Genomic DNA, 12,538 nt, shown 5'->3' with positions numbered 1-12,538 from the left:
ACCATGTCTAGTTCAAACACCCCCAATCCCGAATTAACCGGCAGCCTGTCGCTGCGCACTGGCGACCATACCTGGGGTAGCGCCCGCCGTATGGCCTTGCTGGCCGCCATTGCCGAGCAGGGCTCGATCTCTGCCGCTGCCCGTCATATTGGCATCAGCTACAAAGCGGCCTGGGACGCCATCGACATCATGAATAATATGGCGGGCGAACCTCTGGTGCTGCGCAGTACGGGCGGTCATCGTGGTGGCGGTGCCACCCTGACTCCCAAAGCCGTCGAACTGCTGGAGCTGTATCAAACCTACGACCGGCTGCATCAACGCTTCATGAGCCGTATTGGTCGTTTAATGCCTTCCGTGGCGACTCAAATGGAGTTACTCCAAACCATGATCATGCAAACTTCGGCTCGCAACCAACTGCCCGGTATCGTTACCACGATTAAAACGGGAGCCGTCAACGACGAAATTCATGTGGATATTGGCCAGGGCCAAATCGTGGTCGCGTCCATCACACGAGAAAGCACGGAAAACCTGGGCCTGCGTGAAGGGCAGAAGGTTCTGGCTTTTCTGAAAGCGTCCTCGATCATGATTGGCACGGGCGACACCCGTAACTCCCTGTCCGCACGCAATCAACTGCCCGGCACCATTACCGACGTCATTACTGGTGCCGTTAATGCAGAAGTACGTCTGGAACTGCCACAGGGCCTGACAGTCACCGCCAGCATCACCCTGGACAGCACACAGCGCTTGCACCTGGAGGCAGGCCAATCCGCCTATGCACTGTTCAAGGCATCCAGCGTGATGATCGCTACGCTGTAAGAACTTCCAGATCCGCGCTGGTACAGCATTCGATAATGCGTCCATCGCGAATACGATAGACCTCTTGGGCCAGGGCCCTGGCATCCTCAGGATCGTGTGTGATCAGGATAGTGGGAATATCGATCTGGCTTTGCAACTGAGCCAGTTCAGCCCGCAAACGCGCACGCAAGTCCTGATCCAGGGCCGCCAAAGGCTCATCCAGCAAAAGCAGCTGAGGTTCAATAGCCAAGGCTCGCGCCAAGGCACAACGCTGCTTTTGCCCGCCCGACAGTTGGGCGGGATAGCTGCTTAATACCGACTCCAGCTGAAACGCTTCTACCCAACGCTGGGCAGCCGCAGGCATGTCTCGCACGGAGCGGTTGAACAAGCCCGTGTTCAGACCAAAGCAAATATTCTGTGCCGCCGTCAGATGCGGGAACAGGCCGTAGTCCTGAAACAGGTACGCCACCCGACGCTCGCGTGGTTTCAGGTTGATGCCTTTTTCAGAATCAAAATAGACCTGATCGCCAATTTGAATGCGGCCATGGTCGGGCCGCAACAAGCCCGCCACGCTTTGCACCGTCAAGGACTTGCCCGAACCCGAAGGCCCGTACAGGGCAATATGACGGGCTTCGGTTTGAATCTGAATATTCAAGTCGAAATGACGGGCCTCGCTGACCACGGTGCGTTGAATCTGTACAGTCAGGCTCATTGCATCCCTCTTTTACGGCGTACGTGACGGGGTGACAAGGCACTGGTACTCCACAGGACCAGCACACAGGTAATCGAAATAATAGCGACCAGCACCAATGCCTGCTGATCCTCCCCTGCCTGGACTGCCTCGTAAATGGCGATGGACATGGTTTGGGTGCGCCCCGGTATGCTGCCCGCGATCATCAACGTAGCGCCAAACTCGCCCAAGGCGCGGGCAAAGGCTAGCAAAACGCCTGCCATGATGCCACGCGCTGCCAAAGGCAGGCTGACACGAAAGAAGATGGCCAAGGGCTTCAGACCCAGCACGCTGGCCGCATTTTCCAGGCGGGGGTCCACATCCTCAAAAGCCGCACGCGCGGCCTTCAAAATCATGGGAAAGGCCACGACAGTGGCGGCAATCACCGCCCCCTGCCAGGTAAAGACCAGCTCAATGCCCATGCTGGAGAGCCATTGCCCAAAGGCACTGCGCCGACCCAGCAAGACCAGCAGGTAATAGCCGATGACGGTAGGCGGCAAAACCATGGGCAAGGTCAAGATGGAATCAAGCAGATCACACCAGCGCGACTGCCAGCGCGACAAGGCATAGGCCACTCCTATACCCAGCACACAGGCAAACAAGGTCGCCCAACCGGCGACCTTGAGCGATAAGCACAGAGGAATCCAAAGTGAAGTCATCCGACGATCAAAATCCTATCAAGGCTTGGCAAAACCGTATTTTGCCAGCACTTGCTGTCCGGATTCAGACATGACGAAATCCTGGAAAGCCTGAGCCTTGTCATTACGGCCTTCGCGCTGCACCAAGGCGATCGGGTAAGTGACAGGTTCCGTGGTCTTGAGCACTTCCAGCACTTCCACCTTGTCTTTCATGATGGCCGCGTCAGTCGCGAACACGAAACCGGCTTCCACTTCACCACGAGCGACATAATCCAGCACCTGACGCACGTTCTGGCCCAGAATTTCACGCTGTTTGACTGCATCCCACTGACCGGCCTTTTCCAGAGCAGCCTGGGTGTAGCGGCCTACAGGCACAACAGCCGGGTTACCCAAAGCCACACGTTTGACTTCTGCCTTGCCCAGATCGCCAGCGTTGCTCACTTTGGCGGGGTTATCTGTCGGCACAATCAGCACAACCTGATTCTGTACAAAATTCTTGCGGGTAGCAGGATCCACAGCCTTGGCTTCTTCCGCCTTGTTCATGGCTTTCTGGTCGGCCGAGGCAAACACATCCACAGGAGCGCCATTGACGATCTGCTGCAACAGCACGTCCGATGCCGCAAAGCTGGTCAGCACTTTGGTGCCGGGATGCTCTGCCTCAAACTGGCCAGCCAATTCCTTGAAGGCGTTGGTCAGACTGGCGGCGGCGGCCACAACCAATTCATCGGCTTGCGCGGTGCCTTGCAAGAACAGGGATAAGGCAGCGACCGATACGACACGTTTGAACATTGTTTTCTCCTCCAAGGGCAGGTGTAACGAATTAGTATAATCAGGAAATATATATAGGTATATAGCGTAAATCTACCCGTCTGCTGAATGAAGCTCATCATCTCGGAGTGATAGCATGATGGCTTTCCAGCTTCATTCCGGCTGCCAAAAGCACGCTTTACGACTCTTCCATCCCCATGACGCAAGCCAGTCTGATTTCCGATTTCATCACCATGCTCTGGTTGCAGGACGGCCTGTCTGCCAACACCCAACAAGCGTATCGGCAGGATCTGGAACGCCTGGAGGAATGGGCTCAGCAAGAGCGCGAAGGCAAGCCACTGGAGCAACTGGAAGCCGGCGATCTGCGCGAATGGATGGCCAGCCAGACCGGTCAGAGCAAGGCCAGCACGGCCAACCGCAGGCTGGCCACCTTGCGCCGCTTTTACGATTGGACGGTGCAAGAAGGCATGCGGCAGGACGACCCCTGCCTGGAACTGAGCAGCGCCCGACAGGCCCCACGCGTCCCGCACACCTTGTCCGAAGAACAGGTAGAACGCCTGCTGGCTGCCCCGGACATACATAATCCCTTGGGGCTGCGCGATCGCTGCATGCTGGAAACCTTGTATGCCAGCGGTTTGCGCGTCACGGAACTGACTGAACTGCCCTTGCAGAACCTGAGCCTGAGCGATGGCGTGCTGCGCATCGACCAGGGCAAGGGGGGCAAGGACAGGCTGGTGCCTTTGGGGCAGGAGGCCCTGCACTGGATCGAACGCTATATGCAGGAATCCCGCCCTGCCTTGCTGGGCCAGCGCCGCAGCGACTTTGTATTTATTACAGGGCGTGGTACCTGCATGAGCCGCCAATCCTTTTGGTTGATCGTCAAGAAATATGCGGTTCAGGCCGGTATTCTGGCCCCCTTGTCGCCGCACGTTTTACGTCATGCTTTCGCGACCCATTTGCTCAATCACGGCGCCGACTTGCGCGTGGTGCAGATGCTATTGGGACACGCCGACATTTCCACGACCCAGATTTATACTCATGTGGCACGTGAGCGCTTGAAAGCCTTGCACGCAGCCCATCATCCACGCGCCTGAGCGCACTACCAAGATATGGCTAAAGAAAAACACGTTAGCGAAACACCGGCCACACAGTGGCTACGTAAAAATGGCATTTCCTTTACCGAGCATAGTTACAACTATGTCGATCATGGCGGGGCCATGGAAGCGGCAGCCCAGCTGGGTCTGGACCTGCACCGGGTGGCCAAGACCCTGATCATGGAAGATGAAAGCGCCAAGCCCCTGATCATCGTGATGCACGGCGACCGTGAGGTCTCCACCAAGAATCTGGCCCGCCAAACCGGCGCGAAAAAGATCGCCCCCTGTAAACCGGATGTGGCTCAACGCCATTCGGGCTATATGGTTGGCGGCACCTCGCCCTTTGCCACCCGCAAGGCCATGCCCGTATGGCTGGAAGAAGAACTGCTGGAGTTTGACACCATTTACATCAATGGTGGCCGACGCGGCTATTTGCTGGGTATCAATCCCCAGGTTCTGATCGACAAGCTGGGGGCGCGCCCAGTACAGGCTGGCCTGGAAAAAGGCTGATCTTACTTGGCAGCAGGTATAAAAAGACGGCGCAGTCAGCCCGTCTTTTTTTTGTCACGCAATTGCTTGAACCCTCAAACGTCACAATAAACAGCCTGGTTCTGCTCCCTGCACTTCCTGCCACGCGCAGCCACCACCACCACCTCCTCCTCCTCCCGCAACTAGAACTGGAACTGGAACTGGAACTGGATAGCAGCGGACTACAACACTGTCCGCTCCATCACTCTTCACAAAAGCAGGAGATTGCACCTGTGTGACATTTCGCCAGATAATTCAAACCTGAATAATAAGAGGGGACCCCATGTTTCAATCCTTGCGCCAGCCCGCCGTCATGACGGTGACTTTGGCGGCTGCTGGCATCCTGATGGTTACCATGGGGATACGCCAATCCTTTGGCCTGTTCGTTGGCCCCATTGATAAGGCAACCGGCATGGGCATCATGTCCATCAGCTTTGCCATGGCCGTGGGCCAACTTGCCTGGGGGGCCATCCAGCCTATTGCCGGTGCCTGCTCCGACCGCTGGGGCCCGGACCGGGTTCTGATCGCGGGCCTTCTGATTCTGGCACTGGGCTGTGCGGTAACGCCGTTTATTGGTACCGGGCTCGGGCTGACCCTGACGCTGGGCCTGCTGGCCAATATTGGTTCGGGCGCGGCCAGTTTCTCCACCTTGATTGGCGCTGCCGCCCAACGTATTCCGGATCACGCCCGCGGTCAGGCCTCGGGCCTGATCAATGCCGGTGGCTCCTTCGGGCAGTTCGTCTTTGCCCCCGTGGTGCAAAAGCTGATCGGCTGGGTCGGCTGGATGTCGACCTTTTGGGTTCTGGCCCTGACCGCCCTGCTGACCCTGCCTCTGATTCGCAAGCTAAGTCCGGGCAGCAAGCCCGAAAAAGCCGCAGCCACCCCAGCTCCTGTTGTCAGCGGTCCCGGTCTGGCCGAGACACTGAAAAGCGCCATGAAGGATCGCAGCTACTTGCTGCTGAGTCTGGGCTTTTTCACCTGCGGTTTTCACATTGCTTTTCTGGTCACCCACTTACCGGGGGAAATTGACTTGTGCGGGCTGCCACCTTCGGTAGCAAGCTGGTCGCTGGCCTTGATCGGCCTGGCCAATATCTTTGGCAGTATTGCCGCCGGCTCCTGCATTGCCCGCTGGCGCAGCAAATACGTGCTGGCCCTGATGTATGCCTCGCGCGCCGTGCTGATCCTGTGGTACTTGATGATGCCTAAAACCGATCTGGTGTTTTACGTCTTTGCCATCGGCCTGGGGCTGACCTGGCTGGCTACCGTGCCCCCTACCGCCAATATCGTCGCCAAGCTGTTTGGCACGCGCTATCTGGCAACCCTGTTTGGTCTGGCCTTGTTCTCGCACCAGATCGGCGGCTTTCTGGGCGCATGGCTGGGGGGTATCGCCTTGACCCGCTTTGGTGACTACAGCTGGATGTGGTGGGCTGATATTGTCTTGGCCGTACTGGCGGCCATCGTCAACCTGCCGATTCGCGAAGCCAAGATCAAGATGCAGGCGGCTTAGACAACTCGCAATCGAAACTTCACCAAGCAACAGCACAAACGGTTGCCCAAAGAAGAACTCCGCTTACCCCCTTATCAAAAAGACCCGCCATGGCTGGCGGGTCTTTTATTTGGTGTAAGCATAAGTCCTCGTTATAACGGGGCAAAGTCTTGCCCCCTTACGGCGCCGCGCAAGGCTGCTGCCTTATCGGTGGTAAAGAACGGGTTGCCCGAATAGTGAGCTTAGAACATGGTATTGCTATTGGCCGCCTGCTCCGGCACGGCCTGAATCACATCCCAGTGCTCCACAATCTTGCCGTCTTGCACCCGGAAAATATCCATCACAGCCTGCCCGCGATCGGCCTTGCCATTGGTCGAATGCACATGCAGATAAACCAGATCGCCGTCTGCGGCACTACGCACAATCCGTGCGCGAGACTGCGGGTTCTCTTTGAAATAGCCATCAAAATACCCCACGAAAGGCGCTTTTCCGTCCGGCACCTCCGGGTTGTGCTGGATATAGTCCTCAGCTACGACCGCCGCCGCTTCCTGCACCTGATGCTTATTAAAGAAGCTGTCGTAAAAATCGACCACCAGCTTGCGATTGCTCTCTTCCTGAGCCACATCACGAGTCGGCGAATTGGCAGCCAACGCTGCATTTGTGCTCAACAAGAAAGAGCCCGCTAATAAAACTGGAGATACCCATCGGATTAAACCTTTCATCAGTCCCACTCCCTATTCAATAACCTACGGTGAAGCGCTGGCGCGAATGGGCAGGACGTTCAATCTCGTCCACCAAAGCGATGGCGTAATCCTCATAAGAAATCTTGCTGCCTTGGTCGGAGACCAAAAGGCTGTCTTTGCCGATACGGAATTTGCCTGTGCGCTGACCGGGGCCAAACTCTGCCGAGGGCGACAGGAAAGTCCAATCCAGTTCTTTTTCCTGACGCAACTGATCCAGAAAGGCAATGCCACCCAAGGCCTCGGTCCGGTAAGCGTCCGGGAACGCAGGCTGATCAATCAATCGCTGACCGGGGGCCACTTCAAGGCTGGCGGCACCGCCTACCACTAGATAACGAGGCACACCGGCCGCACGAACCGCCGTAATCAGCTTGGAAGGATCTGACGACGCAAAACGAACCGCGCTAATTGCAATATCGTGCCCTTTCAATAGCGCAATCAAACCATCCAGATCATTCACATCGCCCTGAACTGCGGTGACATTGGGCAGGCTGGCAATTTTTTCAGTATGGCGAGCAATCGCTGTCACCGTATGACCGCGATCCGAGAGTTCTTTCAAAAGGCGCGAACCGACTTCGCCAGAAGCACCTATCAATGCAATACGAGACATAACAGCTCCTTGTGTGCTCAAATAAAGACCTGGTCTATAAAGTAGACCATTAAGCGTGATGCTAGACAGTTTTTTGACAGTCCACAAGAAGTCACGCAGGCCATACCAGGTCACACGGAAGTGACTATTGAACACAGGAAAGCAAGCCACCATGTCCTCATCAAGCGCAGCCACATTGGCTTCCAGCCCCATTCAGGAAGAATTTGAACAACCCTGTCCCATCCGAGATGTACTGGATCGGATTGGCGACCAATGGAGCCTGCTGATCCTGGAATCGCTGGCACCGGGCACCCTGCGCTTTAATGAGCTGGGTCGGGAAATCGGTGATATTTCCCGTCAAATGCTCTCGCGTACGCTCAAAAGGCTGGAAACCGATGGGTTTGTACAACGGACCTTATACGCCGAAGTACCGCCCCGCGTGGAATACACGCTGACCGAATTGGGGCAGTCTTTTCTGGTACCTATGCGAGAACTGGTGAAGTGGGCAGACGTACACCACGCCCGTATCTGTCAGGCGCGGCGGGAAGCTCAGGTGCAGTGAGAAAGCCAATCCAGCAGAAACAAAAAAAGCCGCATTACGCGGCTTTTTCTTGGACGACGGGGTCAAGCCGCACTGGCCGGCAAACCGAATACCCGGTCAAAGGTCCAGCTGAAAATAAAGGAGTAAATCAGAAAGAACACCAGAATGGCTACTTCCATACGCAAGGCTTCCAGCAAGCCGACCTGATACCACCACATATACAAAGGCACGATAGCAATCACCAGGCCAGCCTCAAAGCTGATGGCATGCACACTGCGGCGCAACAGACTGCGGCCTTTGACAGCTTGGCGGGATTCCCAATGTTCGAACGCCGTGTTGAACACGTAGTTCCAGACAATCGCAATCACCGAGATCGCCACAGCAATGGGCGCGGACTCTGAAGCCTCCCCACCGGCAAAGTACGCCAGCAAGAAAGAAGAAAAAACAATGGCAAAAAACTCGAACAAACCCACGTAAAAAACGCGGCGTTTCCAACCCTGGAGTGTCATGACTACCCTGCTGCGGTGCATCAGCCTGGCACTGAAAGAGATTCAGCCGGACGAGACGATGCGTTCAAAAATGGAGTGGCAAATCCGATGCACAGGCCCTCAGCCCGCATCGAAGCTGCGATAAAGCGCACAATCCTACCACAGGCAAGCAGACGGTTTGCAGGGCAGCTCCAATAACCCTTTTCAAACCCGATCGGGCAATATTGTTACCCAAGCCTTACGCCATTCACAGCCCGTATCACTCCTCATCAAATCGCATAATCTGTACGCCCCGCAGCATTTATGGTGTCAGTTCCAACCCTCAACCTCTGGACTGGAGCGAACAATGACATTACATAAAGCCAACACCGAACAGCTGCATGAACTCTTGTATCAAGCCCTGGAAACTGAATTGGGTGGGGAGCAAGTCTATAAAGCGGCCATTTCCTGTGCCAATAACGCGGACCTGAAAAAAGAATGGGAAGGCTACCTGGAAGAAACACTGACACACCAACAGGTGCTGAAAAGTATCTTTGAGGAGCTGGCACTGGACCCCGCCAAACAAACACCCGGCCGACAAGTACTGAAACAGATCGCCTCTGCACTGGTCAAGGCCATGGGGTTGGCCAAACAGGCAGGGGATCCGAAAGCGGCAGAGCTGGTCGCATCCGAATGTGTCATTCTGGCCGAAACCAAAGACCATCTGAATTGGCAGTTGATTGGCCTGGTTGGCGAGCAGAGCAAAGACAAGAAACTGGCAACATTGCTCAAGCAGGCTCATGACGCCGTCGCTCCCGATGAGGGCCATCACCTGTACCATACCCAGGGATGGTCTCGCGAGCTGTGGATTCAATCCTTGGGATTTCCTGCCGTGCTGCCTCCGCCAGAAGAGCAAAAGCAAGTCGAAACGCCGATCGGGGCCTCGCGGGCCGAGCAGCAACGCAACAAGATGCTGTAAAAAAAGGGCCGCAAGGCCCTTTTATCTTTATGTATCGCCGTCCAGACGTCGGCGTGCTTTCAACGCGATGGAGGAATAATAGGCCTCCAATTTCTTGAGCTGTTTTTCATCCAGCTCCTCAACATCAATCAAGCGCTCATTGGCATCTGTCAGTGAAATAATCAGCTCATCAAGTTTTATATGCAGTGCCTTGCTATCTTTATTCTGATTTTGCTGAATTAAAAACACCATCAAGAAAGTAATAATCGTGGTTCCGGTATTGATAATTAACTGCCAGGTCTCCGAATAATTAAAATAAGGCCCGGACAAGGCCCAGACCAGCACGGCTAAAACAGCAACAGAGAACATGATGGGCGAGCCGGCAAAGCGGGTCACGGTCTTGGCAAAGCAGTCAAACAAACTGTCTACAGAATCTGGCTTGCAAGGTTTAACCACGGGTGGCTCCTCCTGCTTGCACGCAGAGGAGGAAAACGGGTCTTTTTCCAAGGAACGCTTGTCGTTTTTCATGGCAAATTCCTTATAAATAAAAGCAGTTTAGTCGGGAGCCCGCCTCATATATTTCAAATAAAAACGAAACTGGGCAAAATTCAAACAGAGCTCGATCAAGGACACACCTGATTTTCCTGCCACCGACTTGAGTCACACCGACGACAAGCCAGCCAAACGATTTGACCCAGCCTTATCCCCTTGTCTGATGCAAGGATAGCCAAGAACTCCTCTGTTTTTTTTACGGGTATTTGCGAACGAAATATCCTTTTACAGCTGACACTACCCAAGCCCCAACAAGATTTGTAAGATGCGGGCTGACTATCTTGCTTTCAGTTTGATAGTTTTTGTAGAAAGTACATTGCTGTCTTTTTTTAAAACACGCTATTTCCCATAGCCTTTATTTAAAAAGGAGCAAGAAGTGGGCAAGATTGACCATAAAACCATGTGTATTTTGTGCCAGACTCTGCCGCTTTCCAAAGCGCATACACCTAAGCATGCTTATATGGAACGCGTCACCAAAACAGAGGACTATGGAGACCAGGGAGCACAGAGCCTGTTTCGCTGCTCCGTTTGCCAAACTCACTGGCTTTATCAACAAGACAAATGGAAAAGTTGTCTGGGATTCAAGCTCTGGACCGGGAATGTAGATGACTATCTGTCCTCAACAAGAAATCCCGGCAAAACATGGGGACAGCAACAGAACCCCAGAAGCTCATCTCCGGGCTTTGACAATCGACCGTTCCATTAGCGCCTCCCGCATTCCATAGCGCGCATGACTCTTGAATTGTCATCATGAACGATTAGTCAGGTGCTCAAGCCAGCCTTGTTGCTCAAAACAGGGCTGGCTCGAAAAAAGAAAACGAGCGGGCACGAACAGCCCTGCGCAAAAAGCACAGGATGCTAATCATCAAGTGGGATATCAAAGCTCGGCCTATCAGAACGAGCCTTCAGGACCATGAAGCCGGGCAGGCGTCATGCATAAGAATGGCGGGCCCAGCAGGAATCGAACCTGCAATCTTCCCTTAGGAGGGGAAAGTTATATCCATTTAACTATGGGCCCGGTGGCTTGTCTGCGCAGTGGGCCCAGGCGGGCCAGACACTACATGCACCGCAGGAATCCAGGCTTTACAACACGCAAGAGTAGATTCGACGCCCTCTCTTGTTCGTAAACAACCAGCTATTTTCCTGCCTGCTGCTACCGAAAGTGCTACAGCAAAAGAACGGTCCAAAGACCCTGTCCTGCCGCCGTGCGCTTCTAAAAAAGCAGTCGCAAAGTGTACCAGCTAGACCGCGGGGACGAAAGGATTGAAACAGCTCAACAAGGCTACCCCGCAGTGCTTCAAACAAGCATGAAAAAATCCGCATCACGAATGATTTCACCGCTGAAAATCCGCGTCAAAACCAGGTCTGGAACGCCCTTACCCTGTCCTTCCACCATCCAAAACGAACACCGAAACCCAATCAGCAAGCCACCTCCGGCGCTTTCTAGGACAAACCCCAAAATAAATATGTTGTTAATATATTTAGAAAATATTAAGATCCATCCCATGCTTTGACGCTGGCCGCCAGCCTGCGACGGAGCTGGACTATAAAAAAACCACCGGAGACAAACATGAAATCCAAACTTGTTGCATCCACCCTGGCCGGCCTGTTTCTGCTGGGCAGCATGGCCTCGGCGCAAGCGGCCGAAATCAGTTGGCGCGTACCAACTTCCGTACCCGAAGGCTCCCCGTTTTATCAGAATTTTCTGGAGCGTTTTGCAAAGAACGTGAAGCTCATGACGGGGGATCGTGTCGAGATTCAGCCCTTTGGAGCAGGTGTTATTGTTCCCGCCCTTAAAGTTTTTGAAGCGGTAGAGACCGGCGTGGTAGAGGCGGGGCACTCCACCTCCAGCTACCTGGTCAACCAGGACCCGGCCAATGCCATTTTTGCTGGCTACCCCGGTGGCATGGGACCTGATGCTTATCGCGTCTGGCTGTATGAAGGCGGCGGCAAGGAAAAACTGCAGGAGCTGCGTTCCAAAAACGGTCTCAAAACCATGATTGTCGGTTTGGGTTCAACGGAAGTGCTGGCCCACTCCAACACCCCCATCCGAACTGCAGAGGACTTGAAAGGCCTGAAATATCGCACTTCCGGTGCCTGGGCGGACGTAATGAAAGACTATTTCGGTGCCGTTCCCACCGTGGTGCCACCCGGCGACACGTACACCCTGTTGCAGCGCAAAGGGGTCGATGCGGTGGAATGGGCTACCCCCTCCTCCAATACCCCCGAAGGTTTTCATCAGGCCGCCAAATACATTGTGGTCCCTGGTGTGCATCAGCCCACCTTTATGTGGGAAGTCGTCCTGAAGCAGGAAACCTGGGATAAAGTGCCGACCGATTTGCAACAACTGATCGAGGCCGCTGCCGAACTGACCACCCACCAGTCCCTGGACTACTTCTACAACGCCGACATCAAAGCCATGGAGAAGTACCGCCAAGGCCGCAATGAAGTCATCACTCTGGACCCTGCCTTCATCAAGCAGTTAGCGGATGCTGGCAATGACTGGGTACACAAGAAAGCCGAAGCGCAAGCGCAATCGGGCAACGACTACATGAAGATTTTGCTGACTGATTACGACGGATTTCTGAACCGTTGGCGCAGTGAAAGCAATTACCTGATCCGAGACTAAGTCCCACTTTCTGAAGGAGAGCT

At 54.5% G+C, this 12,538-nt stretch carries 14 protein-coding genes and 1 tRNA gene; 7 read left to right on the top strand and 8 right to left on the bottom strand.

Translation table 11 applies throughout. The annotated features are described in order from the left end of the window. The first annotated feature begins 3 nt into the window (after positions 1–3). Positions 4–816 (top strand): TOBE domain-containing protein, encoded by an 813-nt coding sequence (locus NIZ92_RS04375; RefSeq protein WP_254002753.1) that lies wholly within the window; start codon positions 4–6, stop codon positions 814–816. Here the strand turns inward: NIZ92_RS04375 and NIZ92_RS04370 are convergent. The 3 genes from NIZ92_RS04370 to modA are packed head-to-tail and all read right to left on the bottom strand — an operon-like array spanning position 806 to position 2,952. Continuing rightward, the gene (locus NIZ92_RS04370; protein ID WP_035270991.1) at positions 806–1,507 is read right to left on the bottom strand and encodes a sulfate/molybdate ABC transporter ATP-binding protein; all 702 of its coding nucleotides are present in this window, start codon (positions 1,505–1,507) and stop codon (positions 806–808) included. The genes NIZ92_RS04375 and NIZ92_RS04370 overlap by 11 nt on opposite strands. Next, on the bottom strand, positions 1,504–2,184 hold the full coding sequence (modB, locus tag NIZ92_RS04365; protein ID WP_009461324.1) for a molybdate ABC transporter permease subunit: 681 nt from the start codon (positions 2,182–2,184) through the stop codon (positions 1,504–1,506). Before modB ends, NIZ92_RS04370 begins: the two co-directional genes overlap by 4 nt. Positions 2,185–2,202: 18 nt before the next feature. Further along, on the bottom strand, positions 2,203–2,952 hold the full coding sequence (modA, locus tag NIZ92_RS04360; RefSeq protein ID WP_026485228.1) for a molybdate ABC transporter substrate-binding protein: 750 nt from the start codon (positions 2,950–2,952) through the stop codon (positions 2,203–2,205). A 176-nt stretch (positions 2,953–3,128) separates the two neighbouring features. On the opposite strand from modA, the gene xerD reads away from it, so the two are divergent. From xerD to NIZ92_RS04345, 3 genes are all read left to right on the top strand, one after another. Beyond that, positions 3,129–4,025: a site-specific tyrosine recombinase XerD gene (gene xerD / locus NIZ92_RS04355; protein WP_254002752.1), complete on the top strand. Its 897-nt coding sequence runs from the start codon at positions 3,129–3,131 to the stop codon at positions 4,023–4,025. Positions 4,026–4,040: 15 nt separating this feature from the next. After that, positions 4,041–4,535 carry a Cys-tRNA(Pro) deacylase gene (gene ybaK / locus NIZ92_RS04350; RefSeq protein ID WP_035270993.1) on the top strand — a complete coding sequence of 165 codons (495 nt, stop codon included), beginning with the start codon at positions 4,041–4,043 and terminating at the stop codon, positions 4,533–4,535. A gap of 301 nt (positions 4,536–4,836) precedes the next feature. Then, entirely contained in the window at positions 4,837–6,060 is a 1,224-nt protein-coding gene (locus NIZ92_RS04345; RefSeq protein WP_137431373.1) for an MFS transporter, read from the top strand. 221 nt (positions 6,061–6,281) lie between these two features. Here the strand turns inward: NIZ92_RS04345 and NIZ92_RS04340 are convergent, their stop codons facing one another. Both NIZ92_RS04340 and NIZ92_RS04335 read right to left on the bottom strand, forming a co-directional pair. Continuing rightward, positions 6,282–6,761 carry a nuclear transport factor 2 family protein gene (locus tag NIZ92_RS04340; protein WP_083054084.1) on the bottom strand — a complete coding sequence of 160 codons (480 nt, stop codon included), beginning with the start codon at positions 6,759–6,761 and terminating at the stop codon, positions 6,282–6,284. Positions 6,762–6,777: 16 nt separating this feature from the next. Further along, positions 6,778–7,389: an NAD(P)-dependent oxidoreductase gene (locus NIZ92_RS04335; protein ID WP_009461315.1), complete on the bottom strand. Its 612-nt coding sequence runs from the start codon at positions 7,387–7,389 to the stop codon at positions 6,778–6,780. Positions 7,390–7,540: 151 nt separating this feature from the next. Here NIZ92_RS04335 and NIZ92_RS04330 point away from each other — a divergent pair, with 151 nt between their 5' ends. Further along, a complete protein-coding gene (locus NIZ92_RS04330; RefSeq protein WP_203145041.1) occupies positions 7,541–7,930 on the top strand; it encodes a helix-turn-helix domain-containing protein in 390 nt (129 codons plus the stop codon). Positions 7,931–7,992: 62 nt separating this feature from the next. On the opposite strand, the gene NIZ92_RS04325 is transcribed toward NIZ92_RS04330, so the two are convergent. After that, entirely contained in the window at positions 7,993–8,418 is a 426-nt protein-coding gene (locus NIZ92_RS04325; protein ID WP_009461311.1) for a PACE efflux transporter, read from the bottom strand. A 325-nt stretch (positions 8,419–8,743) separates the two neighbouring features. On the opposite strand from NIZ92_RS04325, the gene NIZ92_RS04320 reads away from it, so the two are divergent. Further along, positions 8,744–9,355, top strand: a complete 612-nt coding sequence (locus tag NIZ92_RS04320) for a hypothetical protein (protein ID WP_035270998.1) — start codon at positions 8,744–8,746, stop codon at positions 9,353–9,355. 27 nt (positions 9,356–9,382) lie between these two features. Here the strand turns inward: NIZ92_RS04320 and NIZ92_RS04315 are convergent, their stop codons facing one another. After that, complete coding sequence (locus tag NIZ92_RS04315; RefSeq protein ID WP_115634146.1) at positions 9,383–9,862, bottom strand: low affinity iron permease family protein; 480 nt, start codon at positions 9,860–9,862, stop codon at positions 9,383–9,385. Between the two features lie 967 nt (positions 9,863–10,829). After that, positions 10,830–10,904 (bottom strand) — tRNA-Arg (locus NIZ92_RS04310). A gap of 552 nt (positions 10,905–11,456) precedes the next feature. Between NIZ92_RS04310 and dctP the strand changes: the two genes are divergently transcribed. Continuing rightward, positions 11,457–12,515, top strand: a complete 1,059-nt coding sequence (gene dctP, locus NIZ92_RS04305) for a TRAP transporter substrate-binding protein DctP (RefSeq protein ID WP_254002751.1) — start codon at positions 11,457–11,459, stop codon at positions 12,513–12,515. Positions 12,516–12,538 lie beyond the last annotated feature (23 nt).

The organism is Alcaligenes sp. 1735tsa3 (assembly GCF_024134565.1).
Classification (GTDB): domain Bacteria; phylum Pseudomonadota; class Gammaproteobacteria; order Burkholderiales; family Burkholderiaceae_B; genus Alcaligenes; species Alcaligenes phenolicus.
Note: the sequence above shows the minus strand (reverse complement) of the source record. Positions and strands in the feature narration are given on the sequence as shown.

What these genes read in the sequence shown, in the direction of transcription:
- NIZ92_RS04375 (WP_254002753.1), top strand. Translation starts at nt 4, where the DNA reads ATGTCTAGTTCAAACACCCCCAATCCCGAATTAACCGGCAGCCTGTCG.
- NIZ92_RS04370 (WP_035270991.1), bottom strand. Translation starts at nt 1,507, where the DNA reads ATGAGCCTGACTGTACAGATTCAACGCACCGTGGTCAGCGAGGCCCGT.
- modB (WP_009461324.1), bottom strand. Translation starts at nt 2,184, where the DNA reads ATGACTTCACTTTGGATTCCTCTGTGCTTATCGCTCAAGGTCGCCGGT.
- modA (WP_026485228.1), bottom strand. Translation starts at nt 2,952, where the DNA reads ATGTTCAAACGTGTCGTATCGGTCGCTGCCTTATCCCTGTTCTTGCAA.
- xerD (WP_254002752.1), top strand. Translation starts at nt 3,129, where the DNA reads ATGACGCAAGCCAGTCTGATTTCCGATTTCATCACCATGCTCTGGTTG.
- ybaK (WP_035270993.1), top strand. Translation starts at nt 4,041, where the DNA reads ATGGCTAAAGAAAAACACGTTAGCGAAACACCGGCCACACAGTGGCTA.
- NIZ92_RS04345 (WP_137431373.1), top strand. Translation starts at nt 4,837, where the DNA reads ATGTTTCAATCCTTGCGCCAGCCCGCCGTCATGACGGTGACTTTGGCG.
- NIZ92_RS04340 (WP_083054084.1), bottom strand. Translation starts at nt 6,761, where the DNA reads ATGAAAGGTTTAATCCGATGGGTATCTCCAGTTTTATTAGCGGGCTCT.
- NIZ92_RS04335 (WP_009461315.1), bottom strand. Translation starts at nt 7,389, where the DNA reads ATGTCTCGTATTGCATTGATAGGTGCTTCTGGCGAAGTCGGTTCGCGC.
- NIZ92_RS04330 (WP_203145041.1), top strand. Translation starts at nt 7,541, where the DNA reads ATGTCCTCATCAAGCGCAGCCACATTGGCTTCCAGCCCCATTCAGGAA.
- NIZ92_RS04325 (WP_009461311.1), bottom strand. Translation starts at nt 8,418, where the DNA reads ATGACACTCCAGGGTTGGAAACGCCGCGTTTTTTACGTGGGTTTGTTC.
- NIZ92_RS04320 (WP_035270998.1), top strand. Translation starts at nt 8,744, where the DNA reads ATGACATTACATAAAGCCAACACCGAACAGCTGCATGAACTCTTGTAT.
- NIZ92_RS04315 (WP_115634146.1), bottom strand. Translation starts at nt 9,862, where the DNA reads ATGAAAAACGACAAGCGTTCCTTGGAAAAAGACCCGTTTTCCTCCTCT.
- dctP (WP_254002751.1), top strand. Translation starts at nt 11,457, where the DNA reads ATGAAATCCAAACTTGTTGCATCCACCCTGGCCGGCCTGTTTCTGCTG.